Raw genomic sequence first — 26,595 nt, 5'->3', positions numbered from 1 at the left:
CCAAATTTATTTGAAAATAACCACTGTTTTATACTCGATTGAGAGTGAAAATTCAGCTTATTTAGCAGAGGACATGTATAATGTTATGTATACTAAAAGTTATAAAATTGTATTTTGAAAAGGGGGATGCTGTATGCGGATTTTAGTATTAGGCGCTGGTGGAGTCGGAGGATTTTTTGGTGGCAGATTAGTCGAAAAGGGAGAAGATGTTACATTTCTTGTTCGTAGTAAACGGAAAAAACAATTAGAGGAAAGAGGACTTGTAATCCGAAGTGTTAACGGGGATTTTTCCTTTCAACCGAAATTAATAACGAAGGAAGAGAGAACTTCTCCATTTGATGTCATTTTATTTTCAACAAAAGCGTATCACTTAAACGAGGCAATTCAAGATTTGAAGCCGTTTGTTGGCGAAGGTACTGTAATCATTCCATTGTTAAATGGTATCGCTCATTTATCACTATTACAAAAAGAATTCGGCGAAGAAAAAGTACTTGGCGGTTTATGCTTTATCGAGACGACGTTAAACGATCAAGGAGAAATTGTACAAACTAGCGCTGCCAACAGACTTGTGTTTGGAGAAATTAAGTCTCAAAATTCAGAGAGAGTAAAGCATATTTCTAAAGCATTTGCAGGTACGAAATCTAGTTTTGTTTTAAGTGAAAATATTACGCAAGATATGTGGCATAAATATTTATTTATTACTGTAATGTCCGGTGTGACAACGTTAATGCGTGCACCAATTGGACCAATTCGTGAAAGTGAAGGCGGCCGTGATTTTATCCGTAATGTATTTGAGGAATCTGTACAAATTATGAAAGTATTAGGAGCTCCAATAAAGGTTAATATTGCCCAGGAACATATGAAAACAATTGATAAAATTTCGTATGATATGAAGTCATCGATGCAACGTGATATGGAGAAGGGTTCGTTTATTGAAGGGAAGCACTTGCAAGGATATTTACTGGATGTAGCAGAGCAATTTTCTATAGCGGCACCATTATTAGGCACTATATATCAAAATTTAAAGGTGTATGAAGAGATGACCTTTAACAGATCTGTAATAGAATTAGATGTATGAAAAAATAAAAAAGATAGCAATATATAAGTGTATTGCTATCTTTTTTATTTTTTTGTATGACAAATTATTTATTTCTTTTCGTTCTATCTGTCAAATTTATTTCCTGTTCACGTTTACCATATAACTGATTAATTTCATTTGCTACTGCATCTAAATATGAATCGGAAAAAATAGGCTTCTTTTCTTTAGACATAGGGGTCTCCTTTGCGGATTTTTTAGTATTCATTATGTATATTTCTCAGTGGATTATGCACAATCATTTTAATTTTTTTCTTATTAAAAATTTTTGTTTACTTTTTGAAAATAAAGGAGTATTATAATCCACAGTTTCAATTTTCTAAATCGCTGAAACCGCATGGTACGGGGGACCCGTTTTTACGGATTAGTACATAATCCGATGGGGTGAATCCTTAAAAAAGGTAGGGCTACTCATAGGCCCGAATCCGACAGCTAACCTCGTAAGCGTTATATTGAGAAGGAAGGTGGAGCTTGTGCGACAAAAAAAATAATGTCTACAAGTCTATTTCGCTATGGCTTGTAGACATTTTTTGTTTTCTGAGTAAATAGTTTACTGGCTGCAACAAGCAGAAAAGTTCGTACAAAATTATTGGAGAGTGGACAGCATTGGTTTCATCTATTAAAAGATTTTTAATTGGAAGACCGTTAAAATCAACGGAGCTTGGAGAACAAAAGCTTAATAAAACGAAAGCTTTAGCTATTTTATCTTCTGACGCATTGTCATCAGTTGCTTACGGTCCAGAGCAAATTTTAATTGCTTTAGCAGGTGTTGGAGCGATCGCTTATTGGTATTCCATTCCGATCGCTGTTGGGGTATTAGTATTATTGACAGCCCTTATTTTATCTTATCGTCAAATTATTTTTGCTTATCCGCATGGCGGGGGAGCGTATGTTGTATCAAAAGAAAATTTAGGGATGAATCCAGGCTTAATTGCTGGAGGATCTTTATTAGTTGACTATATTTTAACTGTTGCGGTAAGTGTGTCCGCTGGTACAGATGCAATTACGTCTGCGTTTCCTAGCTTACATGCACACAACGTAATTATTGCGGTTATATTTGTTATATTAATTACGATATTAAATTTAAGGGGAGTAACGGAATCAGCTTCCGTTTTAGCATATCCTGTTTATTTATTCGTTTTAGCACTATTTATATTAATTGGTGTGGGCATATATAATATTTTAACTGGTCATGTTTCACCCACTTTACATGCGCCAATTGGTACACCAGTTGCAGGGATTAGTTTATTTTTATTACTAAGAGCATTTGCATCAGGTAGTTCTGCTTTAACAGGTGTTGAAGCAATTTCAAATGCAATTCCGAACTTTAAAGATCCTGCGCCAAACAATGCTGCAAAAACATTGCTTGCAATGGGTGCATTACTTGCTGTGTTATTTTCAGGAATTGTATTTTTAGCTTATTATTACGGAGTGACTCCGAGTAAAGAAGTAACAGTTGTTTCTCAAATTGCTGAACAAACATTTGGACGTAATTTCATGTACTATTTCATACAAGGTACAACAGCTTTAATATTAATTCTTGCTGCTAATACAGGTTATTCTGCATTTCCTTTATTAGCGGTTAACCTTGCAAAAGATAAATTCATACCGAGAATGTTTACGATTAGAGGAGACCGCCTAGGTTACTCAAACGGTATTATTATACTTGGAGTTGCTTCGATTATTTTAATTGTAGCTTTCCAAGGACAAACAGAACATTTAATTCCACTATATGCAGTAGGTGTATTTATTCCATTTACACTTTCTCAAACAGGGATGGTATTAAAATGGCTTCGCGAAAAGCCTGAAGGATGGGCTTTAAGATTAACGGTTAATTTAATTGGTGCAGTTATTAGTTTTATCGTAATGAGCATGTTCTTTTTAACTAAATTTGCACAAGTTTGGTCGATTCTTATTTTCTTACCAGTTATTATCTTCTTATTCCATAGAATTAAGAAGCATTATGATGCAGTGGGTGATCAATTAAGTTTAAAAACTTGCGAGCCTCTTATTCCAATTGAGGGGAATGTAATTGTCGTTCCTGTAGCAGGTATGACGCATGTAGTAGAAAATTCATTGAACTATGCGAAATCGCTTTCGGCAGATCAAGTTATCGCAGTATATGTTGCTTTTGACAGAGAAGAGGAAAAGAAATTTGAGGAGAAATGGAAGAAGTGGCAACCTGAAGTAAGGCTTGTTACATTACATTCTCATTATAGAAGTATTATTCAGCCGCTAACGAAGTTTATCGATACAGTGCAATATAAGGCAAGTGAATCGAATTACCGTGTTACGGTCGTTATACCACAGTTCATTCCGAAAAAAGGTTGGCATAACATTCTTCATAATCAATCCAGTTTACTTATACGTGCGTATTTACTTTATAAAAGAAATGTTGTTATTACGACAGTTCCATATCATTTGAAAAAATAAGAAAATTTTTTAAGGATAGCTTCGCGAAAATGAAGCTATCCTTTTTGTGTATATGCTATGCATAATTGCATATGGGGTTAAAAATTATACTAATATAACTTCATTGGTTATTTGAAAGTAGTGTTTTCTGTTGTGATATGTAGATATTTCAATCGATAAAGTGAATCGGATTATATTTTGAAATAAGGACATGAAAGCTTGAAAATAAAGGGAATGAAAATACTTCTTTACGATATATAAACAGCTGTGTTTAAATGACCTTACAGTACAAAACTTATATGAAAACAAAATGAAATTTCATATTTACGTATGTTGTTTAGTTTGAAATGAATAATATTTTTATGTAATATATTCACTGTGTGAATGTGGGAATTTCGATGAAATAGAAAATTTATACAATATTATTCATACTAAACACATATGAAAAATAATGAAATGTTTTGTGACGATAAGTAAGTACTGTAGCAATACGAGAGAGGTGGTTCATACATAGATCACGTTGAGAACGTTCTCTATTTTAACCATCTCAAATTATGGGCAAGAAAATAGAATAATAAAATGCGATAGTAATAGTTGCTAATACATAGGAGGAGTTAAAGTGAAAAAGACTTTAATTACAGGGTTATTGGTTACAGCGGTATCTACGAGTTGCTTCATTCCTGTAAGCGCTTACGCTAAGGAGGGGCAAACGGAAGTGAAAACAGTATATGCGCAAAATGTAATTGCTCCAAATACATTATCCAATTCAATTAGAATGTTAGGATCACAATCACCGCTTATTCAAGCATACGGATTAATTATTTTGCAACAGCCAGACATTAAGGTAAATGCGATGAGTAGCTTAACGAATCATCAAAAGTTTGCAAAGGCGAATGTACGAGAGTGGATTGATGAATATAATCCGAAGCTAATTGACTTAAATCAAGAGATGATGAGATACAGCACTAGATTCAATAGTTATTATAGTAAGCTCTATGAACTAGCAGGAAATGTAAATGAAGATCAGCAAGCAAAAACAGATTTTATGAGTGCATATGGAAAATTACAATTGCAAGTACAGAGCATCCAAGAGAGTATGGAGCAAGATTTATTAGAGTTAAATCGATTTAAAACAGTATTAGACAAAGATAGTAACAACTTATCAATTAAAGCCGATGAAGCAATAAAAACACTGCAAGGATCAAGTGGAGATATTGTGAAATTAAGAGAAGATATTAAAAGAATTCAAGGGGAAATTCAAGCTGAACTAACTACTATTTTGAATAGACCTCAAGAAATCATTAAAGGTTCTATTAATATCGGTAAACAAGTATTTACAATCACAAATCAAACTGCACAAACGAAAACAATCGATTTTGTTTCTATCGGTACTTTAAGTAATGAAATTGTAAATGCTGCAGATAGTCAAACGAGAGAAGCAGCTCTTCGCATTCAGCAAAAGCAAAAAGAGTTATTGCCACTTATTCAAAAGTTATCACAAACTGAAGCAGAGGCGACTCAAATTACATTCGTTGAAGATCAAGTAAATAGCTTTACAGAATTAATTGATCGTCAAATTACAACTTTAGAAACGTTATTAACGGATTGGAAAGTTTTAAATAATAATATGATTCAAATTCAAACAAATGTTGAAGAAGGCACGTATACAGACAGTAGTTTACTTCAAAAACATTTTAATCAAATTAAAAAAGTAAGTGATGAAATGAATAAGCAAACAAATCAATTTGAAGATTACGTTACAAACGTTGAAGTACATTAAATAGAAAAATAATTAGCGATATAGGGAGAGAAGAAAAATGACAAAAAAACCATATAAAGTAATGGCTCTATCAGCACTTATGGCAGTATTTGCAGCAGGAAATATTATGCCGGCTCATACGTATGCAGCTGAAAGTACAGTGAAACAAGCTCCAGTTCATGCGGTAGCAAAAGCTTATAATGACTATGAAGAATATTCATTAGGACCAGAAGGCTTGAAAGATGCAATGGAAAGAACAGGTTCAAATGCTTTAGTAATGGATCTGTATGCTTTAACAATTATTAAACAAGGTAATGTTAACTTTGGAAATGTATCGACTGTTGATGCAGCTTTAAAAGGAAAAGTGATTCAGCACCAAGATACAGCTAGAGGAAATGCGAAGCAATGGTTAGATGTATTAAAGCCACAGCTTATTTCAACGAATCAAAACATCATTAACTACAATACAAAATTCCAAAACTATTATGATACTTTAGTTGCTGCGGTAGATGCAAAAGATAAAGCGACTCTTACGAAAGGCCTAACTAGATTATCAAGTAGTATTAATGAAAATAAAGCGCAAGTGGATCAGTTAGTAGAAGACTTGAAAAAATTCCGAAATAAAATGACGTCGGATACGCAAAACTTCAAGGGTGATGCAAATCAAATTACATCTATATTAGCTAGTCAAGATGCAGGAATTCCGCTTCTACAAAATCAAATTACAACGTACAATGAGGCAATTAGTAAATATAATGCAATTATTATCGGTTCATCTGTTGCGACAGCTCTAGGACCAATTGCAATTATTGGTGGTGCAGTAGTTATTGCTACGGGCGCAGGAACACCGCTAGGAGTCGCATTAATTGCAGGTGGTGCAGCAGCTGTAGGCGGTGGTACAGCTGGTATCGTATTAGCGAAGAAAGAACTTGACAATGCACAAGCTGAAATTCAAAAAATAACTGGACAAATTACAACTGCTCAATTAGAAGTAGCTGGGTTAACGAACATTAAAACACAAACTGAGTATTTAACAAATACGATTGATACTGCAATTACAGCGTTGCAAAACATTTCAAATCAATGGTATACAATGGGATCGAAATACAATTCTTTACTTCAAAATGTGGATTCAATTAGTCCAAACGATCTTGTTTTCATTAAAGAAGATTTAAACATTGCGAAAGATAGCTGGAAAAACATTAAAGACTATGCAGAAAAGATTTATGCTGAAGATATTAAAGTAGTAGACACGAAAAAAGCATAATTGAATACGAATCGTTAGAGCGTTAAGTGTTGATGAATGATTTGAAGCTCCTGTTCAGTTGTGAGCAGGAGCTTTTGATATCCTTATAAAGAGAATAGGTGAAAAATATGCAGAAACGATTTTATAAAAAATGTCTTTTAGCGGTAATGATTGCTGGGGTGGCAACGAGTAACGCATTTCCTTTACATCCTTTTGCAGCAGAACAAAATGTAAAGGTGCTACAAGAAAATGTGAAAAACTATTCTCTTGGACCAGCAGGATTCCAAGATGTAATGGCACAAACGACATCAAGTATATTTGCAATGGATTCATATGCAAAATTAATTCAAAATCAACAAGAGACGGATTTAAGTAAAATAAGTTCGATTAATAGTGAATTTAAAGGGAATATGATTCAGCATCAAAGAGATGCAAAAATTAATGCAGCATATTGGTTAAATAATATGAAGCCTCAAATTATGAAAACAGATCAAAATATTATAAATTACAATAATACTTTTCAATCGTATTATAATGACATGTTAATAGCGATTGATCAAAAGGATAGTGGAAAATTAAAAGCGGATTTAGAAAAGTTGTATGCGGATATTGTAAAGAATCAAAATGAGGTAGATGGATTATTAGGAAATTTGAAAGCTTTTCGCGATAGAATGGCGAAAGATACAAATAGTTTCAAAGAGGATACAAATCAGTTAACAGCGATATTGGCAAGTACGAATGCTGGTATTCCAGCTCTAGAGCAACAAATAAATACATATAACGATTCGATTAAAAAGAGTAATGATATGGTCATTGCTGGTGGCGTACTTTGCGTAGCTCTAATAACATGTCTTGCTGGCGGGCCGATGATTGCGGTTGCGAAAAAAGATATCGCAAATGCAGAAAGAGAAATCGCCAATTTAAAAGATAGAATTTCAGGAGCACAAGCAGAAGTCGTAATTTTGACTGATGTAAAAAATAAAACAACAAACATGACAGAAACAATTGATGCAGCAATTACAGCACTACAAAACATATCAAATCAATGGTATACAGTAGGTGCAAAGTATAATAATTTATTACAAAACGTAAAAGGAATTAGTCCGGAAGAGTTTACGTTTATAAAAGAAGATTTACATACAGCGAAAGATAGCTGGAAAGATGTAAAGGATTATACAGAAAAATTACATGAAGGTGTGGCAAAGTAAACAGTGGACTAGTTCTGCTGTTTATTTTTCATCCTGTTTTTTGTGAGAGTTGAGCTTGCAATTATATATAAGTTTGTCATGTGTTTTATCAATGTGGCTATTGGGTAATAGTTAATCAAATTGATACGAATAACCTAAATAAATTTCTGATCAAGTCTTTTATATGTAATGTTTTAATGAAAAAAGCTATACTGTAAGCAAAATTAAAAATTGGAGAGGAAATACTACAACATGGAAAATTATCTATTATTTATCCTTACAGCAATGTTAATCATAATCATGCCTGGTCCTGGTTTTGCACTAGTTACAAAAAATACTATCTCGCATGGTAAAAATGGCGGGATAAAGACTGTTTTAGGAACGATATCTGGAATGATGATTCATACAATAATGGCTACGTTAGGACTTTCTGCTATCTTAATGAAATTTGCTATGTTATTTACATTTATAAAATATGCTGGGGCTGTTTATTTAATTTATTTAGCTGTAAAGTCAATTAAAAGTGCCTTACATAAAAAAGAAGATATGTCAGGTTTAGCAGAAATGGACTCTAAGGATATTGGGGCAATTAAAAGCTTTAGACAAGGATTTACTACGGCAATTTTAAATCCAAAAACCGCTGTATTTTTCCTTAGTTTTTTACCCCAATTTATTGTGAGTAATCAAAATCATTTCCTCCAATTTCTTTTATTAGGAGTCACATTTACGACTTTGACAGCAATATGGTATTTACTTTACATCTCACTCATACGTCAATTAAGAACTTTTTTAAGAAAAGAAAGAGTGAACCGTACAATAGAGGGTATTACAGGCGCCGTATTATTAGTATTTGGAGTTAGATTGTTTTTCCAAAAATAAATATGTAGATAAAACGAGAAATAAAAAAGTTGATTATTTCTCGTTTTATTCTTTAAAATCTGCAACAGAATCAGGATTTCCCCTCAAAGTATAAATTCCAAGAGGAACCGTTTTTTTATTTACTTATATACGTACAGCTGTACCACTGACAGCAACCATTAACATTCCATCACGAACAACTTCGTAATCTACGTCAATACCAACGATAGCGTTCGCACCTTTTTCTTTTGCAAGTTCTTTCATTTCGCCCATTGCAATATCACGAGCGTCTTTTAGTTTACTTTCGTAAGCACCAACACGGCCACCGACAACATCACGAACGGAAGCGAATACATCGCGGACAATATTTGCACCCATAATAGCTTCACCATTTACAATATCAATATACTCAATAATCTCTTTACCTTGAATTCCAGAAGTTGTTGTTACAATCATGACTGACACTCTCCTAATATTTTATAATTTTTGATTAGCTTTCTTATGTCATAGAAAAAGTAGTTCTGGTGCCAAAAATGCTTGATAGAAACATAGAATATTTTTGGCATCAGAAACAAGTCTAGTTTCTTACAGAATGAAAGCAAGGCAATTGTTTAACATATGTATCGCTATAACATATGCAATGGATCTTTTAGAAATAAGATAAGCCGCAGTAAGTATCAACGATCCAGGTAAATAAATAGCAATATCTGAAAGTTGGTTCGTATGAAGAAGTGTAAAAATCATAATCGAAATGATAGATGCAATAGCAGTACCAATATGGTAAGAAAAACGATTTATTAATATGTGGCGAAACACAATTTCTTCAAGTATTGGACCCAGAATACCAAATACAAGCAATGTAAATACAAGCGGTACCTCTGCACCCGTTTCAAGGAGCTGCTCTTGGTTCTCTGGTTGACCAGTTGCTAGAAAATACATAACACACTGTTCCACAATTAACGTAAATAAAACTACCATAGGAATACTTACTATTTTCAAAATTGTCTTCTCTTTAAAATAAGTAAAACTTTCAATAATTTCTTTCCTAAAGCAAATGATTCCTACAATAGCAGGTACAGTAAAACCGATGGCACTAAGAACAAATTCTGATTCAACTAAATTGACATTAGCTAAAAGTGATATGCCAAATAGTATGTACAAGCCAATTTGAAATGGTACAAACAGTGTAAAGATTATTAGCATAATGATTTCTTTTTTATTCATTTTTATAAAGTTCACTGTATTGCCCCCATAATTAAATTACCTATAATTTTTGATTTTTCTTTCTGCATAACGCTCTCCTTCTAAATATATTTATATAAGATTATAAACCGGACGGTTCGGTCTGAATCGAAATCTAATGATACTACAAGTTTCTAGTTTTTTAAACCCTTTTTATAAAGTATTAACAAAATCAAAATGGAAAAAAGCAAATATATTTATATTTCAGTTGCTTTGTTACAATTTAATTCCAGTAATCATTAATGGTTAATCTTTTATAGAATGAAGTGAAAGTGGGAGTAGTTCAAACACTTTAGCTAAACATATTAATAAAAATTATATATAATAATCATATGTCTATACATTAAAATTAACTATATATTTTTACACCTCTACGATTTTAGATAAAATTAGTTGTATAATATGACTGAACTAAACAATTGGTCATGTCGTTTTGACAGAAGATTCACTTAATTTATGTAGGTAATACAATTTGATTAACTTCTTTTCAAACCGTATTCTTTGAGGTTTCCATAAGATAGGGATTGATAAGATATTTCTGTTCCAAACTTATTTATACTTACAAAAAAATTAAGAAAATAGAGGGTAAACATTACCTAGAATATTAGGATCGTTTTCATTAGGAGGATTACAAAGCATGACTAAAGTTGATAAGGTTAAAGAAAAAATTATTGAAACATCTTTATATTTATTTAATACTAATGGGATAACTCGCACATCCATCCAGGATATAATGACAGCTACTGAACTACCTAAAGGATCTATTTATCGTAGATTCAAAAGTAAAGAAGAAATTGTCCTTGCTGCCTACGACAAAAGTGGTGAGATTATGTGGAGTCATTTTCATAAAGCAATGGAAAATAAAAAGACAGCAATTGATAAAATCCTTGCAATTTTCCTTGTATATCAAGATGCAGCTAATAATCCTCCTATTGCTGGAGGCTGTCCATTACTTAATAGTGCCATTGAAAGTACTGGAGTATTTCCAGAATTACAAAAAGCAGCAGCAAAAGGTTATGATGATACAGTAATGTTAATGGCTTCTCTCATAAAAGAAGGAATAGAGAAACAAGAATTTAAAGAAGATATAGAGGTTATATCACTCGCTTCCTTTCTTGCCTCTTCAATGGAGGGGGCTATTATGGCAAGTCGAGTATCTAACGATAATATACACCATCATTATTTTATTGAACAAATAAAACATCATCTTTTCACTTATTCTAAATAAGTGAGAACTTGCATTGTTTCCATCCAATTTTTATAAAATTAAATTGAGTAAATACCCCTTATAAATAGTAACTTCTGTTTATAAGGGGTATTTGAATAGACTTTAGCAAAGGGAGCTTTTTACACGTTGTTTGGATTATTTCACTAATACGAACTTTAGTTGAAGAGCAAGCCATAATGAAAAAGCTGTTTTAATATACTAATTATGTATCATATGTTAAAAAACTTATGTTATTTTGTTTTTCTAAGTTTATAGCTAAGAAGAATATAAGAATTAGAGGAGGGGGAAAATTGAAATTTTTTACGATATTTGCATCAAGGAATGATACAAGTGATATAGAAGGTTTCATTACTCAAGTTTTTCAAAATGGGTTTAAGGTTGAACGCAATAAAAATGAATATACGATTCAATCGAAAAGACTATTTGGCAAAAATAAAATTATTATTCGAGTGGATTCTGAAGAATCATCTCCTGATTATTTTTTCAATAATATTCCTGGAATGATGCACATGTACGATCAAATCGAATTTCAAGAAGAACATCTTAAGAAGATGGTTTTGGCACAGATTTCTGTAATTAATACCATAATCGCTATAGAGACGAAGAAGGATTATAGTGATGAATACGTGGAGCTGTTTCTTAAATTACTTAATGAGGTGAACGGTATTGGTTTTATTCCTGATCGAACTCTCATCGGGAAGGATGGAAAAGTAATTGTATTTCCGGATGGATCCTCTGGTCCTTCAGAATTTACTCCTCAAGCATGTACGAACAAAATAAGGGGACAGAATAGTACTTCTACCGATGGGGAGAAAAGAAAACAGAAATCGATAAGCTATCTGCAAGATAAAGGGATTCCATATATAGAAGGATTGCCTCAATTGCCTCCTTTGACAAGTATTCAATTAAGAAGCCGAGAAGAGATTACGAAGAGAGCAGTAGCTTTGTTGATTGTCATACAATATGCTTGTGATGTTGCCCAAGAAGGAGATTTGAAAACTTCCAAAGAGTTCGTCATGGAGCTGCTGAATCAATTTGATGTGGTTGAATCATTAACGATGCAGGAAAGGAATTTTCTAAATTCAGAGGAACCTGATGAGAAAGAAGCGATACAGATTGCATGGCAGTATGAAGCCCAATGGGTTTTGCTTTGGTCAATAGGCCTCGTGAATACACTGAAATTCCCAAGAGAAATCTGTGACTGTCATTATGCAATTAAACTTGTTTCTGATTGTAGTTCTTTTAATGAATTTTATCAAAAAACAAAATTGCGAAATGCAGAAGAAATTTTGGACGAGGCCGACCTTATTTATCGGCTTCATTGGGCTTGTGTACATGATAGAATTAATGCGAGAGAAGCAACTGCAGGTATGCATGAAAGTATTGTTATTGAAAGACGAAGAGGCTTGTTTTGGCTAATCAATTATAAAAATGAAGATTGGGATTGTATCTCCATGGATACATAATCCATATTCTTTGTCTGTAGAGCATTTGTATTCTAGATAATCGAATTATTGCTTCATCAGTTTAATCCCTTATAGAAAAACGGGCGAAAATGCCATAGATAGGAGAAAAAATAGTCTTTGATATCCTAAGCCTCATATACAACTTGAACGGCTTTGTTATCGTTACTACAGAAAAATGTGAATTAAATGTTAATCGATTTACATGTTTCAAGCGTATCTATATTGAGTTTGTAAATCTACACAATAAGTTTTCATTATATATTAAGTGTAGTAGAAGTTCAGATAGATAAAATTCGGTAGTCGAATTTTTTTGCATAAAGCTGTATAATGCTTGTAACGAAAGGGAAATACAGGAAGGGATTTGTAATGAGTTACTATGGAAAAAGATAAACAACAATTAAGCGTTGAAGTTGCAAGATTATATTATCAATCAGATTATAGTCAGCAAGAAATTGCTAACAAATTAAATATTTCAAGACCAACAATTTCTAGATTGTTAAAGTATGCGAAAGAAAAAGGGTTTGTTCAAATTAGCATCGCTGATCCATTTGCGGATTTAGATAACGTTGGGAATTTACTGAAAGAAAAATACAACTTGTTAGAGGCACATGTTGTATTTTCTCCAGTACCGGAATATGCAACGATTACAGAGTATATAAGTAAATATGCTGCTGAGTATATGGAAAAGACAGTTAAAAACGGTGATATTGTTGGTGTAAGCTGGGGAATGACTATGTATGAAATCGCTAGAAAAATCGTACCGCAACATGTAAAAGGGGTAGAGGTTGTCCAGCTAAAAGGTGGTATTAGTCATTCAAGTGTAAATACATATGCGAATGAAACGATAGCTTTATTTGCAGATGCTTTTCAAACGACGCCAAGAAATCTACCTCTTCCAGTTATATTTGATAATGCAGTGACAAAAGAATTAGTAGAGCAGGATCGACATATTCATCATATTATCGAAATGGGGAAGCAAGCGAATATTGCAATTTTCACTGTAGGAACAGTGCGAGACGAAGCGCTATTATTCCGATTAGGTTATTTCGATAAGGGTGAAACGAGTTTACTCAAAAAACAATCGGTCGGTGACATTTGTTCACGATTCTTTGATGGGGACGGAAATATTAGTAGTGAAGAAATTAATAAGCGGACCATTGGAATTGAGTTAGAAGAACTGAAATTAAAGAAACGTTCTATTTTAGTTGCAGGTGGTAATAGAAAAATCAAAGCAATTGATGGTGCGTTACGTGGCGGGTATGCAAATGTATTAATTATCGATCAGCATACAGCAAAAGAATTGTTACATTATCAAAAAGATTAGAAATAAAAGGCGTTCTCAAGATGTTAATTTTGAGAACGCCTTTTATTTTGTTATGTATGAATGATAGGAGTTTTTTGAACACAAGTTGCCTTTTTAAAAATAATTATGGATATGGAGATACATACTACCATTGTTAACATAAAAATTTTGATTATATATCTGAAATGTTCTTTGGTAGAATGCGCTTTATTTACTACAAGAAAATTCCTTTTAAAAAAGAATGAACAAAATTTCAAAAGTGTATTTACATTTGTTCAACTAAGAGTTAGAATGAAGTTGTTAAAAGATATGAGGAGTGAAGATAATGAACATTGCAAAGTTAATTGACCATACAATTTTAAAAGCTAATACTACTAAAGAAGATGTTATGAAAGTAATTGAAGAAGCAAAGGAATATAAATTCGCTTCTGTTTGTATTAACCCAACATGGGTAAAATTAGCGGCTGATGAACTAGCTGGACATGATGTAGACGTTTGTACTGTAATCGGTTTCCCATTAGGAGCAAGCACTACTGAAACAAAAGCATTTGAAACAAAAGATGCTATCGCAAAAGGTGCAACTGAAGTTGATATGGTAATCAACGTAGGCGCTTTAAAAGATGGCGACAACGAACTTGTTGAAAAAGATATTTATGAAGTAGTACAAGCAGCAAAAGGAAAAGCTCTTGTAAAAGTAATCATTGAAACTTGCCTATTAACAGATGAAGAGAAAGTACGCGCTTGTGAATTATCAGTAAAAGCTGGTGCTGACTTCGTAAAAACTTCAACTGGATTCTCAACTGGCGGAGCAACTGCTGAAGATATCGCATTAATGCGTAAAACAGTAGGACCAAACGTTGGTGTAAAAGCATCTGGTGGCGTTCGTACACGTGAAGATGCAGACAAAATGGTAGCTGCTGGAGCTTCTCGCGTTGGAGCAAGTGCTAGTGTTGCAATCGTATTAAATGATGCAAAAGGTGCTACAGATAACTACTAATCATTAATGAAGTCAAAAGCAATAGATACACAAAGTAAAGTGTATCTATTGCTTTAATAATTGAAAAAAATGTAAGCGGATACGAATGGGAGGAGACGGCTTATGAAATACTTAATCGGTGTTTTAGGCCTCGTATTGATTTTAGGTATCGCTTGGCTTGCTAGTAATGATAGAAAAAAAGTCAAATATCGCCCAATCATAACGATGGTTATATTACAATTCATTTTGGGATTTTTATTATTAAATACAAGTGTAGGGAATATATTAATTAGTGGAATAGCAGATGGTTTTGGAGAGTTATTAAAATATGCTGCTGACGGTGTGAATTTTGTATTTGGTGGATTAGTAAATCAAAAAGAGTTTTCGTTCTTTTTAAGTGTATTAATGCCAATCGTATTTATCTCGGCACTAATAGGTATATTACAACACATTAAAGTATTACCTATTATTGTGAAATCTATCGGTTTAGCATTAAGTAAAGTAAATGGAATGGGGAAACTAGAATCATATAATGCAGTTGCTTCTGCGATTTTAGGACAATCTGAAGTGTTTATTTCAGTTAAGAAACAACTAGGGTTATTGCCAGAGAAAAGAATGTATACATTATGTGCATCTGCAATGTCTACAGTTTCTATGTCTATCGTTGGATCATATATGGTGTTATTAAAACCACAATATGTTGTAACCGCTTTAGTGCTTAACTTATTCGGTGGCTTCATCATTGCTTCTATTATTAACCCGTATGAAGTTACTGAGGAAGAAGATATGTTAGAAGTGCAAGAAGAAGAGAAAAAGACTTTCTTTGAAGTATTAGGTGAATACATTATAGACGGATTTAAAGTTGCCATTACAGTAGCAGCTATGCTAGTCGGTTTCGTTGCTCTTATCGCATTCATCAATGCAGTATTTAAAGGTGTAATTGGTATCTCATTCCAAGAAATCCTTGGTTATGTATTTGCACCATTTGCATTTATTATGGGTGTGCCTTGGCATGAAGCAGTTAATGCAGGAAATATTATGGCAACAAAATTAGTATCAAATGAATTTGTCGCTATGACAGATTTAGCACAAGGAAACTTTAATTTCTCAGATAGAACGACAGCGATTATATCTGTATTCTTAGTTTCATTTGCAAACTTCTCTTCAATTGGAATTATTGCAGGGGCAGTTAAAAGCTTAAATGAAAAGCAGGGGAATGTAGTGGCAAGATTTGGTTTGAAATTACTATTCGGTGCAACGTTAGTAAGTTTCTTATCAGCAACAATCGTTGGCTTATTATTTTAATAGATTCGTATAATATAAAAAGGAATGGTGATTGTAATGAGAATGGTAGATATTATTGCAAAAAAACGTGACGGCAAAGAATTAACGACTGAAGAAATCAAATTCTTTATTAATGGATATACAGACGGAAGTATTCCTGATTATCAAGTGAGTGCACTTGCAATGGCAATCTTCTTTAAAGATATGACAGATCGCGAACGTGCAGATTTAACGATGGCGATGGTTGAGTCTGGTGAAACGATCGACTTATCAGCAATTGAAGGAATTAAAGTAGATAAACATTCAACTGGCGGTGTTGGTGATACTACAACATTAGTATTAGGACCATTAGTTGCTGCTTTAGATGTACCAGTAGCAAAAATGTCTGGTCGTGGTTTAGGACATACAGGCGGAACAATTGATAAATTAGAAGCGGTAGAAGGATTCCACGTTGAAATTACGAAAGAGCAGTTCATTGATATTGTAAACCGTGACAAAGTAGCTGTTATTGGACAAACAGGAAACTTAACACCTGCAGATAAAAAGATTTATGCATTACGCGATGTAACAGGAACGGTTAACTCAATTCCTCTCATTGCAAGTTCAATTATGAGTAAAAAAATTGCAGCAGGTGCTGACGCAATCGTACTTGATGTAAAAACAGGTGCTGGTGCATTTATGAAAACAGAAGAAGATGCAAAAGAATTAGCACATGCAATGGTACGTATCGGAAATAATGTAGGACGTCAAACTATGGCTGTTATTTCAGACATGTCACAACCGCTTGGTTTTGCGATTGGTAACGCTCTAGAAGTAAAAGAAGCGATTGATACGTTAAAAGGTGAAGGTCCAGAAGATTTAACAGAATTAGTACTTGTATTAGGTAGCCAAATGGTCGTACTTGCGAAAAAAGCAAATACGTTAGAAGAAGCTCGTGAAATGCTAATTGAAGTGATGAAAAACGGAAAAGCAACTGAGAAGTTTAAAGAGTTCTTAAGCAATCAAGGCGGAGATAGCTCAATTGTAGACAATCCAGAAAAAATGCCACAGGCGAAGTATGTAATTGATGTACCTGCAAAAACTTCAGGTGTTATTTCTAACATTGTTGCAGATGAGATTGGTATTGCAGCTATGTTACTTGGTGCAGGTCGTGCAACGAAGGAAGATGAAATCGATTTAGCAGTAGGATTAATGTTACGTAAAAAAGTTGGCGATGCAGTAAAAGAAGGCGAGCCATTCGTAACAATCTACGCAAATCGTGAAAATGTAGAAGATGTAAAAGCAAAAATTTATGAGAACATCTCTATCGCTGAAACAGCAGTGGCTCCTAAATTAGTTCATACAGTTATTACTGACTAATCATCATTTCGTTTACTTTGAGGGGGAAATAATATGGGTAAGAAAAAATATATTGAAGAAGCAAACAAGATGTTATCGAAAGCGTATATTCCGTATTCTAAATTTCCTGTTGGCGCAGCGTTAGTTACGAAAGAAGGGAAAATCTATACTGGTTGTAATATAGAAAATGCTTCTTACGGTTTATGTAACTGTGCAGAAAGAACAGCAATATTTAAAGCGGTATCAGAAGGGGAGCGCGATTTTAGTTACTTAGTTATTACAGGAGAAACTGATGGACCGATTTCACCATGTGGTGCGTGTAGACAAGTAATTGCTGAATTCTGTGATCCGAAAATGCCTGTATTATTAACGAATGTAAAAGGTGATGAAAAAGAAGTGACTGTTGAGCAATTACTGCCAGGTGCTTTCTCAATAGAAGATTTAAAATAAATTGAAAAGCCATTCTACAATTATTATTTGTGGAATGGCTTTTTTATTTTCAAAAATTGAATGTAATATTTTGTTCATACTCCGTTCATAAACTTCGCTTAAAATAATTGCAGCGAATATAGAAAGTTTACAACAGGAGGAATAGAATGAAGAAATTATATAATGCGGCATTTATTTACTTAATTATTGGTTTATTATCAGGTGTATTTGCAAGAGAGTATTCGAAAGCACAAGGAATTAAAGGATCCACAATGTTGCAATTAGTGCATACACATGTATTAGTGCTCGGTTTTGTATTCTTTTTAATTGCTTTAGCCTTATGTAAAGTGTTTCATGTACAAGAAACAAAGAGCTTTTGTGCATGGTTTGTTGTTTATAATGTAGGAGTAATCTTTACTATTGCTACAATGCTATGGAGAGGTCTTCTACAAGTAAATGGAACTGACTTTTACGGTTTAAGCCATATGGCTGGATTAGGTCATGTTATTATAAGTGTCGGGCTCGTTTGGTTTATGATTTTGCTCAAAAAGTCTTTTAAATAGATAGGAGTGGGAAGAGTATGATAGCACTTTTATCAAGTATTTTAGCGGTTTGTATGGCTGTTGGTGTCATGTTTCTGCGCTTTAAAGCAGCGAAAAAGCCGGTAACGAAAAAGAAAATTATATTGCCGCCAATTTTTATGAGTACAGGCGCAACGATGTACTTTTTACCAGAGTTTCGATTAACATCGTTAGAAATAGTTGAGGCAATTAGTATAGGGCTTATCTTTTCTATTTTTCTTATTAAAACAACTAAGTTCGAAATAAAAGGCGAACATATATTTATGAAACCGTCAAAAGCATTCATATTTATTTTAGTAGGCTTATTAGCTGTACGCGTGGCATTAAAGTCATATTTAAGCCAATCAATTGATTTGGCAGAGTTAAGCGGCATGTTTTTCTTACTTGCATTTGCGATGATTGTGTCGTGGAGAATTGCAATGTATCGCTCGTTTACTAAATTAAAAAAGACAATAAAAAGAGCTGGAATTTCTATATAGGAAATCCAGCTCTTTTTATGTTTTATTAGAATTCTTTAGCTCGGAACTCATTTGCTTAATTTTAAACGTATTTGAGCATCTTGTAATGCAGCAGGTGTAACGTTAAGACCATTTTGATCAACAATTTTTGTGTTTAATAAAATGGAATCTAAGCTTCCACGAAATGTTTGTGTATAGTTTTGGCGCAACATTTGTTGTTCTTGTTTTTCATCAACTGTTAATCCATTCGCTTTTTCTTTTTTTGACAATTCGTTAATACGGAATAAAATGTTTTGCATTTTGTTCACCTCTTATTTGAATTTAAATTAGTAACTTACTAATTTATAGTTATTGTAACTTGTTTAGTTGCCTGTGTCAATACTATCTAAAATTTAGTTAAAAATTGACGAAAAATTATAACAATAATAGAATGAAGTGTATTGAATAATTAGTTTCATAATTATACATAAAACGCTAGGGGGATTATCATGAAATCAACATTTTTTGCTCAAAATAGAGAACGATTAGCAAACACATTACCAGAGGGGTCTATTACGATTTTATTTGCGGGACAAGCACCGCATATGTCAGCTGATGCACATTATAAATTTGTACCGAATCGTAATTTTTACTACTTAACGGGAATCAATGAACCAAATGTTATTTTTATGCTGAAAAAGGTTGGAAGTAGTGTTGAAGAAACACTTTTCATTGAAAAGTCAGATCCAGTAATGGAAAAATGGGTCGGTAAAACAGTTTCTAACGAAGAAGCAGAGAAAATTTCAGGTATAAAGAAAGTTGTATATTTAGATAGCTTTGAAAAGACAATGTCAAATATACTTTTTACAGAAAATGCGAAGCATCTATATTTAGATATAGAACGTCGTGATTGGAATGGTACGGAGACAAAAACATTAGCATTTGCTAAACATGTAAGAGAAAAATACCCACACGTAACAATTGGTAATGTATATCCGAACATTTGTGAATTACGAGTATTTAAAACAGAGGAAGAAATTGAAATTATTAAAGAAGCGATTGCTATAACGAAAGACGGTATTTACAACGTACTTAAGCATGCAAAAGCAGGCATGATGGAGTATGAATTAGAAGCACAATTTGATTTTACACTGAAGTCATCTGGCATTAAGTACCATGCGTTCAATACAATTTTGGCGAGTGGGAAAAATGCTACAGTTCTTCATTATGAAGATAATGATGCACAAATTCAAAATGGTGACTTAGTATTACTAGATTTAGGTGCTCAAAAAGACTACTATAACGCTGATATTAGTTATACATTCCCGGCAAATGGAACATTCTCTAGTCGCCAAAAACAAATTTATAATATTGTATTAAAAGCATTAAAAGAAACAACAGAGATTATTAAGCCAGGATTAAAGTTCGCTGCATTAAATGAGCATACAAAAAAGGTACTGGCAGAAGAGTGTAAAGCAATTGGTTTAATTCAAGAAGATGAAGAGTTATCAAAATACTATTATCATGGTGTCAGCCATTTCCTTGGTTTAGATACACATGATGTAGGAACATATAAAGATAGAGTGTTAGAAGAAGGTATGGTTATAACAATTGAACCTGGTCTTTATATTGAAGGAGAATCAATTGGAATTCGTATTGAAGATGACATTCTTGTAACGAAAGACGGGTATGAAAACTTGTCAAAAGATATCATTAGGGAAGTTGAAGAAATTGAAGAATTTATGAGTGTAAATAATGAACATGTAAAAGGAAACCAAGCTGTAGTTAAATAATAAAAGAGTCATCACTAATTTATTTGAACTTTATCTCGAATCGTGGACAATTAAAAAATCCATGATTCGGGATAGGGTTCTTTTCTTCGAAATACTAATCTTTAATTATTAATCCTAATAAAGTAGCAAACTGAACAGCTTGATATGTCGATACTTTACATCCTCTTAAATCGTTCACTGAAACTGTAAGTGTATCAAAGGTAGAAGAACTAATATCTATCCCCTTCAGTGATGTCTGATCAAAATTAGCTTCATCAAGACTACATAATTGGAATTCAACTTTTTTAAGTTTACAGTCAAAAAAATCTGCATTATTTAATGAAGTTTCATTGAAGATGATTTTTTCTAGTTTAGAATTTCCAAATGCCGCTAAATTCAAAATTGAATTCTCAAATTTAACATTTCCTAAGCTAGATCCTGTGAAATTTACTCCGATTAATTTACTGTTTTTAAATTCGACTCTGTGAACAGAAGAATTGCTTAAATTAACATTTGATAAATCACAGTTTTCAAAACAAACATCTGTAATATCAATATTGCTAAAGTCTGTATTAGTAAACTTACAGTTTTTTATCACCGCATCATATAACCGCACTCTATCTACAGATTCATTTTCGAAAGTGGAGTCTATAATTTCACACACTTCCAATGTTGGATCTTCTTCATAAAAAATATCTTGAAAATTCTTTGAAGATAACTCTGGTGAAATTTTTGGTCTATCAATTTTCATCGTATATCAATCCTCTTCTATTTGATATATTTGTGTAATTTGAGTCCATTGTCTGTGAGGAACATTAGTTCTTATTATACAGAAATCTAAGTTCTTTTGTGAAGAGCATTTTAGCTACATTTTTCTTATTTAATAATAGCAGTGTTATTGTTTCTTAAGAAATAACGTCAAAACAAATACGAGAACGGCTAATATAGTCGCTACAAGGAAAGCATTTTGTATTACTAAAATATTCGTCTCTTGTAATGTCTCCGCTTTTAGTAATTTTCCAATTAGCTTACGTAAGATCTAATTACATCTCCTTATTTTCTTGAAAATCAACTTCTATAATGATTTTGAAAAAGAATAAGGAGGGATTGTCCATGAAGCGAGTTGTATTAGCAGCCGTTACAGTCTCTGTAATATTTTTAATTGCTGCCTGTTCTGTGACGACAAATACAACAAATGATCATAAAAATATGAAAGATAAAAAAACAATACAGACTAAAACAGCTACAAAACCATTGAAGGTTGAAAAAGGGCCAGAAGTTACTTTAATAGCGAAAGAAGAAAAGCAAAAATTAAGTAACGGTGTTATTGTTCCAGTCTGGACATTTAATGGCTCATCTCCTGGTCCAGAAATTCGGGTGAAAAAAGGTGAAAAGGTGAAAGTGACATTAAAAAATGAATTATCTGCACCAGTATCTATTCATTGGCATGGATATCCTGTCCCAAATAACATGGATGGAATTCCGGGCGTGACACAAGATGCAGTTGAACCAGGAAAAAGTTTCACTTACGAATTTGAAGCGAACGTACCAGGAACGTACTGGTATCACTCGCATCAAGATTCTGTAAATCAATTAGATAGAGGTTTGTATGGAGCGCTCATTGTAGAGGATACAAAGGAAAAATATGATAAAGATTACACATTACTGTTAGATGAATGGGTTACAGATAAAGAAGAAATTAAAAAGCAGTTAAAAGAAATGACAAAAGGGGAAATAGGTAATAAATCTAAAGGTGATGAAAATACGAAAAAGAATGATGATAAGAACGGCATGGATCATTCTGGTATGGACATGGGCAGTGATCAAAAAGACTCTGGCAATATGGCAGGAATGGACCATGGAAATATGAAGATGGAAGGTCATGATATGAGTATGTATGATTTATTCACAATCAATGGAAAAAGCGGTGATTTAGTAGTGCCATTGAAAGTGAATAAGGGAGATAAAGTTCGTTTTCGACTCGTTAATGCTGGTTATCTATCACATGATATACATGTTCACGGTCATGATATAAAAGTAATTGCGACAGATGGTCAACCAATAAACAATCCAAAAGTTATAAAGGATAAAGTAATTTCAATCGCACCGGGCGAACGTTATGATATTGAATTTACTGCTAATAAAACTGGGAAATGGTATGTTGAAGACCATTCGAAAAATAAAGGTGCAAAAGGAATGAAAGCTGTTATTGAATATGATGGCAGCAAAGAGATGAAAGATAAAGCAGACGAAAAAGAAAAATTACCGAAATTAGATATAATGAAATATGGTACTAAAAAATTAGGTAGTTTCACGTTAAATCAAGAGTATACTGCCACATATAATATGGACTTAAATACGCAAATGAATGGAAATGAAATGGTATATACAATTAACGGAAAGGTATTTCCGGATATTGACCCAATTCAAGTAAAAAAGGGTGATTTAGTAAAAGTGAAGTTGGTAAATCGTTCTAAAATGGATGATCACCCAATGCATTTACATGGGCACTTCTTTCAGGTGTTGAGTAAAGATGGAAAACCGATAGAAGGTTCTCCAATTGTAAAAGATACATTGAACTTAAAACCAGGAGAAGAATATGAAGTAGCCTTTGTAGCAGACAAGCCCGGTGAGTGGATGTTCCACTGTCACGACCTACATCATGCTTCAGCCGGGATGGTAACGGAAGTGAACTATACAGATTATAAATCTGACTATGTTCCAAACCAAAACATTCCTAATAAGCCAGAATAATAGGAAGCAGTTATCCTATGGATAGCTGCTTATTCATTTTTGTTGCAAGTACTAATGTATATGTTGATTATGCCCAGGTGAAGGTGCAGGAGTATGATCTGGGAATGTCGCGAATACGGCAACGATAATTACTACACTAATTGAAAGGAATAACAAAAAACGACGTTGGATAAAAGTAGAAAAGTTCTCCGATAACAATTGAATCACACAGGACATAGTAATCGTTATAGTAAGTAAAAGGCTAATGAACAATATACTATGAGCTTGTTGAGCGTTTAACATTTCTGTAATCATTGCTCCCATCATACTTGCCATTAATCCAGAGAACATTCCTTCTAAAGCAGTATATAGGTGAAAACGTAGACCCACTAAAAAACCGATAAAACCACTAATTAAAATAGCAAGTAAAGTAGAATATAGTAATTCCCCCTTAAAGAGAATGCCTAAATAAAAACCAATACTTAAACCGATACTCATACTAAAAGACATAATAAATACCATATACTCCATTAGGGTACCCTTACGTTTAGAAATATTGGATACAATAAGAATTGAGGTACAGCAAAGTGTTAAGGTAGTTAACGTATAAGCAAACATTATGATACCTCCTTGTCCTATCGTTCATTTCATCATATGTGTACTTATGATAATTTATATCTGCATATTATCTGCACAATTTCATAGATGTAAGCAAAGGAACGCTTGATTTTTTAGGGCGTCTTTTTTAATTGTAAGCATGTGAAAGAAATTGTTATATTATGAGTTTCTATTGTGAAGCCATAAAGAATAAGCGTATAATATTATAGGTCTCCCATTTGCGAGACAAACCGCGAATGATAAATAAGATTGTTGTTTTATCATCGCTTCTAAACATATAGACAATGAAAGTAACACTGGAATACAGATAGGGAGTTATAAAATGAAATTAATTATTGCCGAGAAACCAGATCAAGGGTTGGCTCTTGTTTCACAGTTTAAATATCGCCGGAAAGATGGATATTTAGAGGTAGAAGCGAATGAGTTATTTCCAAATGGAGCGTACTGTACATGGGCAATTGGTCATTTGACGCAGTTATGTAATCCAGAGCATTATCACGCAGAGTGGAAAAAATGGTCACTTAATACATTACCGATGATTCCAGAGCGTTTTCAATTTGAAGTAACAAAGTCAAAGTATAAGCAATTTAACGTTGTGAAACAGCTGTTACATAATCCACAGGTAACAGAAATTATTCACGCAGGCGATGCTGGGCGTGAAGGGGAACTAATCGTACGAAATATTATTAATCTTTGTAACGTGCAAAAGCCTATGAAGCGTCTATGGATTTCGTCTTTAACGAAGCAAGCTATTTATCAAGGGTTTAAAAATTTACTTGATGAATCAGATACAATTAATACGTATTACGAAGCATACACGAGATCTTGTGCTGACTGGGTTGTTGGCATGAATGCATCACGTGTGTTTAGTATTTTGTTAAAGAAAAAAGGAATGAATGATGTATTTTCTGCTGGTCGTGTCCAAACACCAACGTTAGCATTGATTGTAAAGCGTGAAAAAGAAATTGAAAACTTTAAGTCAGAGCCTTTCTGGGAAGTGTTTGCAACCTTTAATATAGAAGGAAAGAAATATGACGGGAAATGGGAGAAGGATAATGAATCCCGCTTAAAAGACCCTGATATGGCGAATAAAATTGCGGCATTTTGCCAAGGGAAACCGGCTGTTGTGAAGGAAATGAAAACGGAGCGTAAAGAGTTTCAGCCGCCGCTTTTATTCAACTTATCATCACTGCAAGCAACGGCAAATAAAGCCTTTAAGTTTTCACCGAAAAAGACGCTTGATATAACGCAAGCACTCTATCAAAAAGGGATTGTTTCTTATCCACGTTCAGATTCTAACTATGTTACTCAAGGAGAAGCAGCGACTTTCCCTGATATTTTACAGAAGTTAAGTCAGTTTGATGAATATAAAGGCTTATTACCGGCACCAATTGAATCCATTATGAACAATAAGCGTTATGTGAATGAAAAGAAAGTAACAGATCACTACGCAATTATTCCGACAGAGCAAGTTACAAACCCAAGCAGATTATCAGGTGATGAAAAGAAAATATACGATATGATCGTAAGAAGGCTTATTGCAGCTCATTATGAAGTTGCAATCTTTGACTATACAACGATTGTAACGCTTGTAGATGAACGTGCTGAATTCATTTCAAAAGGAAAACAGCAAATTCAAGAAGGTTGGCGTAAAGTTATTTTCCAAGACGATAAAGATGACGAAACCATTCTTCCAATTGTAGCTGAAGGTGAAGAAGGAAAAGTTGTAAAGGTGAAAGTGAAAGAAGGAAAAACACAGCCACCGAAGCGTTATACAGAAGGACAACTTATTACGTTAATGAAAACAGCCGGTAAGTATTTAGAGAATGAAGAGCTAGAGAAGGTATTGAAGAAAACAGAAGGTTTAGGTACGGAAGCGACCCGCGCGGGTATTATTACGATGCTGAAAGACCGTAAATATATAGATGTAAAGAAAAACCAAGTGTATGCGACTGATAAAGGAAAAGTATTAATTACCGCAATTGGTGACAAAATACTAGCTTCACCGGAAATGACTGCGAAATGGGAACAGCGTCTTGCGGAAATTGGTGAAGGTACAGCTTCACCAGCAACTTTTATGGAACAGACGAAAAAGCTATCAGCTAAAATTATTGAAGACGCAGTGGAAATGTCTGAGAAGTGGGATTTCACGGGACTACATGTTGAATCGATTGAACGAAAAGGATCGAAATTTACAACGGGTAAAAAGGTTGGTAGCTGTAAAAAATGTGATGGCGATGTAATTGATAAATCAACGTTTTACGGTTGTTCTAACTATAATACAACGCAATGTGATTTCACCATTTCAAAGAAGATATTAAGTAAAACAATTTCGCAAAAGAATATGACAAAGCTCTTAAAAGGTGAAAAGACTGATTTAATTAAAGGCTTTAAAAAGGGCGAGAAAACGTTTGATGCGAAATTAGAGTGGAAAGATAATAAGATTAATTTTGTATTTGAGAATTAATTTGTTAAAAGAGCATGACATAAAACTGTCATGCTCTTTTGTTTTTTCTTTTATATAAAATTTAACAATAAAAAAAATCCTTTAAATAATAATTTTTTATTGTAAAACGATAAATTTTGTATTAAAATCATAATAAATGAGTGAGGTGCTTTTGTTAAAAGGT

24 protein-coding genes and 1 riboswitch are annotated in these 26,595 nt (G+C 33.3%); of the genes, 18 read left to right on the top strand and 6 right to left on the bottom strand.

The features are described from left to right. The first annotated feature begins 133 nt into the window (after positions 1-133). The gene (panE, locus tag ACTFR8_RS05150) at positions 134-1,078 is read left to right on the top strand and encodes a 2-dehydropantoate 2-reductase (protein WP_001221896.1); all 945 of its coding nucleotides are present in this window, start codon (positions 134-136) and stop codon (positions 1,076-1,078) included. Positions 1,079-1,142: 64 nt separating this feature from the next. On the opposite strand, the gene ACTFR8_RS05145 is transcribed toward panE, so the two are convergent. After that, entirely contained in the window at positions 1,143-1,271 is a 129-nt protein-coding gene (locus tag ACTFR8_RS05145) for a hypothetical protein (protein WP_000031873.1), read from the bottom strand. A gap of 140 nt (positions 1,272-1,411) precedes the next feature. Further along, positions 1,412-1,558: riboswitch (cyclic di-AMP (ydaO/yuaA leader) on the top strand. Positions 1,559-1,702: 144 nt separating this feature from the next. On the opposite strand from ACTFR8_RS05145, the gene ACTFR8_RS05140 reads away from it, so the two are divergent. The 5 genes from ACTFR8_RS05140 to ACTFR8_RS05120 all read left to right on the top strand — a co-directional run bounded on the left by ACTFR8_RS05140 (position 1,703) and on the right by ACTFR8_RS05120 (position 8,579). Continuing rightward, on the top strand, positions 1,703-3,529 hold the full coding sequence (locus tag ACTFR8_RS05140; RefSeq protein ID WP_000254887.1) for an APC family permease: 1,827 nt from the start codon (positions 1,703-1,705) through the stop codon (positions 3,527-3,529). Positions 3,530-4,127: 598 nt separating this feature from the next. After that, on the top strand, positions 4,128-5,288 hold the full coding sequence (gene nheA, locus ACTFR8_RS05135; RefSeq protein WP_000751833.1) for a non-hemolytic enterotoxin NHE subunit A: 1,161 nt from the start codon (positions 4,128-4,130) through the stop codon (positions 5,286-5,288). Between the two features lie 37 nt (positions 5,289-5,325). Continuing rightward, positions 5,326-6,534 (top strand): non-hemolytic enterotoxin NHE subunit B, encoded by a 1,209-nt coding sequence (gene nheB / locus ACTFR8_RS05130; protein ID WP_000162975.1) that lies wholly within the window; start codon positions 5,326-5,328, stop codon positions 6,532-6,534. 107 nt (positions 6,535-6,641) lie between these two features. Then, a complete protein-coding gene (gene nheC, locus ACTFR8_RS05125; protein WP_001171982.1) occupies positions 6,642-7,721 on the top strand; it encodes a non-hemolytic enterotoxin NHE subunit C in 1,080 nt (359 codons plus the stop codon). A gap of 231 nt (positions 7,722-7,952) precedes the next feature. Beyond that, the gene (locus ACTFR8_RS05120; protein ID WP_000432985.1) at positions 7,953-8,579 is read left to right on the top strand and encodes a LysE family translocator; all 627 of its coding nucleotides are present in this window, start codon (positions 7,953-7,955) and stop codon (positions 8,577-8,579) included. Between the two features lie 123 nt (positions 8,580-8,702). Here the strand turns inward: ACTFR8_RS05120 and ACTFR8_RS05115 are convergent, their stop codons facing one another. Next, positions 8,703-9,014, bottom strand: coding sequence for a heavy metal-binding domain-containing protein (locus tag ACTFR8_RS05115; RefSeq protein ID WP_000637518.1), 312 nt, complete (start codon positions 9,012-9,014; stop codon positions 8,703-8,705). Positions 9,015-9,143: 129 nt separating this feature from the next. Beyond that, positions 9,144-9,797: a CPBP family intramembrane glutamic endopeptidase gene (locus tag ACTFR8_RS05110; protein WP_001009300.1), complete on the bottom strand. Its 654-nt coding sequence runs from the start codon at positions 9,795-9,797 to the stop codon at positions 9,144-9,146. 640 nt (positions 9,798-10,437) lie between these two features. Here ACTFR8_RS05110 and ACTFR8_RS05105 point away from each other — a divergent pair. The 9 genes from ACTFR8_RS05105 to ACTFR8_RS05065 all read left to right on the top strand — a co-directional run bounded on the left by ACTFR8_RS05105 (position 10,438) and on the right by ACTFR8_RS05065 (position 18,884). After that, positions 10,438-11,028, top strand: a complete 591-nt coding sequence (locus tag ACTFR8_RS05105; RefSeq protein WP_000169648.1) for a TetR/AcrR family transcriptional regulator — start codon at positions 10,438-10,440, stop codon at positions 11,026-11,028. Between the two features lie 290 nt (positions 11,029-11,318). Further along, on the top strand, positions 11,319-12,494 hold the full coding sequence (locus tag ACTFR8_RS05100) for a DUF4272 domain-containing protein (protein ID WP_000668091.1): 1,176 nt from the start codon (positions 11,319-11,321) through the stop codon (positions 12,492-12,494). A 376-nt stretch (positions 12,495-12,870) separates the two neighbouring features. Then, complete coding sequence (locus tag ACTFR8_RS05095) at positions 12,871-13,818, top strand: sugar-binding transcriptional regulator (protein WP_000409785.1); 948 nt, start codon at positions 12,871-12,873, stop codon at positions 13,816-13,818. A 304-nt stretch (positions 13,819-14,122) separates the two neighbouring features. Continuing rightward, positions 14,123-14,794: a deoxyribose-phosphate aldolase gene (gene deoC, locus ACTFR8_RS05090; protein ID WP_001017441.1), complete on the top strand. Its 672-nt coding sequence runs from the start codon at positions 14,123-14,125 to the stop codon at positions 14,792-14,794. A gap of 102 nt (positions 14,795-14,896) precedes the next feature. Then, complete coding sequence (locus ACTFR8_RS05085) at positions 14,897-16,078, top strand: NupC/NupG family nucleoside CNT transporter (RefSeq protein ID WP_000876192.1); 1,182 nt, start codon at positions 14,897-14,899, stop codon at positions 16,076-16,078. 36 nt (positions 16,079-16,114) lie between these two features. Next, positions 16,115-17,416, top strand: coding sequence for a pyrimidine-nucleoside phosphorylase (locus tag ACTFR8_RS05080; RefSeq protein ID WP_001983022.1), 1,302 nt, complete (start codon positions 16,115-16,117; stop codon positions 17,414-17,416). A gap of 33 nt (positions 17,417-17,449) precedes the next feature. Beyond that, complete coding sequence (locus ACTFR8_RS05075) at positions 17,450-17,845, top strand: cytidine deaminase (protein WP_000516778.1); 396 nt, start codon at positions 17,450-17,452, stop codon at positions 17,843-17,845. A gap of 146 nt (positions 17,846-17,991) precedes the next feature. After that, positions 17,992-18,387 (top strand): DUF2871 domain-containing protein, encoded by a 396-nt coding sequence (locus tag ACTFR8_RS05070; RefSeq protein WP_000737863.1) that lies wholly within the window; start codon positions 17,992-17,994, stop codon positions 18,385-18,387. Positions 18,388-18,404: 17 nt separating this feature from the next. Further along, positions 18,405-18,884: a CcdC family protein gene (locus ACTFR8_RS05065; RefSeq protein WP_000561046.1), complete on the top strand. Its 480-nt coding sequence runs from the start codon at positions 18,405-18,407 to the stop codon at positions 18,882-18,884. 47 nt (positions 18,885-18,931) lie between these two features. Here ACTFR8_RS05065 and ACTFR8_RS05060 read toward each other — a convergent pair whose 3' ends face one another. After that, complete coding sequence (locus ACTFR8_RS05060; RefSeq protein ID WP_001179612.1) at positions 18,932-19,162, bottom strand: DUF896 domain-containing protein; 231 nt, start codon at positions 19,160-19,162, stop codon at positions 18,932-18,934. Positions 19,163-19,351: 189 nt separating this feature from the next. Here ACTFR8_RS05060 and ACTFR8_RS05055 point away from each other — a divergent pair, with 189 nt between their 5' ends. Beyond that, positions 19,352-20,635, top strand: coding sequence for an aminopeptidase P family protein (locus ACTFR8_RS05055; protein ID WP_000842973.1), 1,284 nt, complete (start codon positions 19,352-19,354; stop codon positions 20,633-20,635). 94 nt (positions 20,636-20,729) lie between these two features. Here ACTFR8_RS05055 and ACTFR8_RS05050 read toward each other — a convergent pair whose 3' ends face one another. Next, positions 20,730-21,365, bottom strand: a complete 636-nt coding sequence (locus ACTFR8_RS05050) for a pentapeptide repeat-containing protein (RefSeq protein ID WP_000687273.1) — start codon at positions 21,363-21,365, stop codon at positions 20,730-20,732. A gap of 362 nt (positions 21,366-21,727) precedes the next feature. Here ACTFR8_RS05050 and ACTFR8_RS05045 point away from each other — a divergent pair, with 362 nt between their 5' ends. After that, positions 21,728-23,368: a multicopper oxidase family protein gene (locus tag ACTFR8_RS05045; protein ID WP_000832715.1), complete on the top strand. Its 1,641-nt coding sequence runs from the start codon at positions 21,728-21,730 to the stop codon at positions 23,366-23,368. Between the two features lie 51 nt (positions 23,369-23,419). Here the strand turns inward: ACTFR8_RS05045 and ACTFR8_RS05040 are convergent, their stop codons facing one another. Further along, positions 23,420-23,965 (bottom strand): hypothetical protein, encoded by a 546-nt coding sequence (locus tag ACTFR8_RS05040; RefSeq protein ID WP_000458545.1) that lies wholly within the window; start codon positions 23,963-23,965, stop codon positions 23,420-23,422. A 322-nt stretch (positions 23,966-24,287) separates the two neighbouring features. On the opposite strand from ACTFR8_RS05040, the gene topB reads away from it, so the two are divergent. Then, the gene (gene topB, locus ACTFR8_RS05035; RefSeq protein ID WP_000766766.1) at positions 24,288-26,432 is read left to right on the top strand and encodes a DNA topoisomerase III; all 2,145 of its coding nucleotides are present in this window, start codon (positions 24,288-24,290) and stop codon (positions 26,430-26,432) included. Positions 26,433-26,595: the final 163 nt, after the last annotated feature.

Origin of the sequence: Bacillus cereus group sp. MYBK15-3 (assembly GCF_051916765.1) — a bacterium.
Lineage (GTDB): Bacteria > Bacillota > Bacilli > Bacillales > Bacillaceae_G > Bacillus_A > Bacillus_A cereus.
Note: the sequence above shows the minus strand (reverse complement) of the source record. Positions and strands in the feature narration are given on the sequence as shown.

Excerpts from the sequence above, each read along its gene's own strand:
- ACTFR8_RS05095 (WP_000409785.1), top strand. The coding sequence starts at position 12,871 with ATGGAAAAAGATAAACAACAATTAAGCGTTGAAGTTGCAAGATTATAT.
- ACTFR8_RS05040 (WP_000458545.1), bottom strand. The coding sequence starts at position 23,965 with ATGTTTGCTTATACGTTAACTACCTTAACACTTTGCTGTACCTCAATT.
- ACTFR8_RS05145 (WP_000031873.1), bottom strand. The coding sequence starts at position 1,271 with ATGTCTAAAGAAAAGAAGCCTATTTTTTCCGATTCATATTTAGATGCA.
- ACTFR8_RS05060 (WP_001179612.1), bottom strand. The coding sequence starts at position 19,162 with ATGCAAAACATTTTATTCCGTATTAACGAATTGTCAAAAAAAGAAAAA.
- ACTFR8_RS05085 (WP_000876192.1), top strand. The coding sequence starts at position 14,897 with ATGAAATACTTAATCGGTGTTTTAGGCCTCGTATTGATTTTAGGTATC.
- ACTFR8_RS05070 (WP_000737863.1), top strand. The coding sequence starts at position 17,992 with ATGAAGAAATTATATAATGCGGCATTTATTTACTTAATTATTGGTTTA.
- ACTFR8_RS05065 (WP_000561046.1), top strand. The coding sequence starts at position 18,405 with ATGATAGCACTTTTATCAAGTATTTTAGCGGTTTGTATGGCTGTTGGT.
- nheB (WP_000162975.1), top strand. The coding sequence starts at position 5,326 with ATGACAAAAAAACCATATAAAGTAATGGCTCTATCAGCACTTATGGCA.
- topB (WP_000766766.1), top strand. The coding sequence starts at position 24,288 with ATGAAATTAATTATTGCCGAGAAACCAGATCAAGGGTTGGCTCTTGTT.
- deoC (WP_001017441.1), top strand. The coding sequence starts at position 14,123 with ATGAACATTGCAAAGTTAATTGACCATACAATTTTAAAAGCTAATACT.
- ACTFR8_RS05055 (WP_000842973.1), top strand. The coding sequence starts at position 19,352 with ATGAAATCAACATTTTTTGCTCAAAATAGAGAACGATTAGCAAACACA.
- ACTFR8_RS05045 (WP_000832715.1), top strand. The coding sequence starts at position 21,728 with ATGAAGCGAGTTGTATTAGCAGCCGTTACAGTCTCTGTAATATTTTTA.
- ACTFR8_RS05080 (WP_001983022.1), top strand. The coding sequence starts at position 16,115 with ATGAGAATGGTAGATATTATTGCAAAAAAACGTGACGGCAAAGAATTA.
- ACTFR8_RS05115 (WP_000637518.1), bottom strand. The coding sequence starts at position 9,014 with ATGATTGTAACAACAACTTCTGGAATTCAAGGTAAAGAGATTATTGAG.
- ACTFR8_RS05105 (WP_000169648.1), top strand. The coding sequence starts at position 10,438 with ATGACTAAAGTTGATAAGGTTAAAGAAAAAATTATTGAAACATCTTTA.
- ACTFR8_RS05075 (WP_000516778.1), top strand. The coding sequence starts at position 17,450 with ATGGGTAAGAAAAAATATATTGAAGAAGCAAACAAGATGTTATCGAAA.
- panE (WP_001221896.1), top strand. The coding sequence starts at position 134 with ATGCGGATTTTAGTATTAGGCGCTGGTGGAGTCGGAGGATTTTTTGGT.
- ACTFR8_RS05120 (WP_000432985.1), top strand. The coding sequence starts at position 7,953 with ATGGAAAATTATCTATTATTTATCCTTACAGCAATGTTAATCATAATC.
- nheC (WP_001171982.1), top strand. The coding sequence starts at position 6,642 with ATGCAGAAACGATTTTATAAAAAATGTCTTTTAGCGGTAATGATTGCT.
- ACTFR8_RS05050 (WP_000687273.1), bottom strand. The coding sequence starts at position 21,365 with ATGAAAATTGATAGACCAAAAATTTCACCAGAGTTATCTTCAAAGAAT.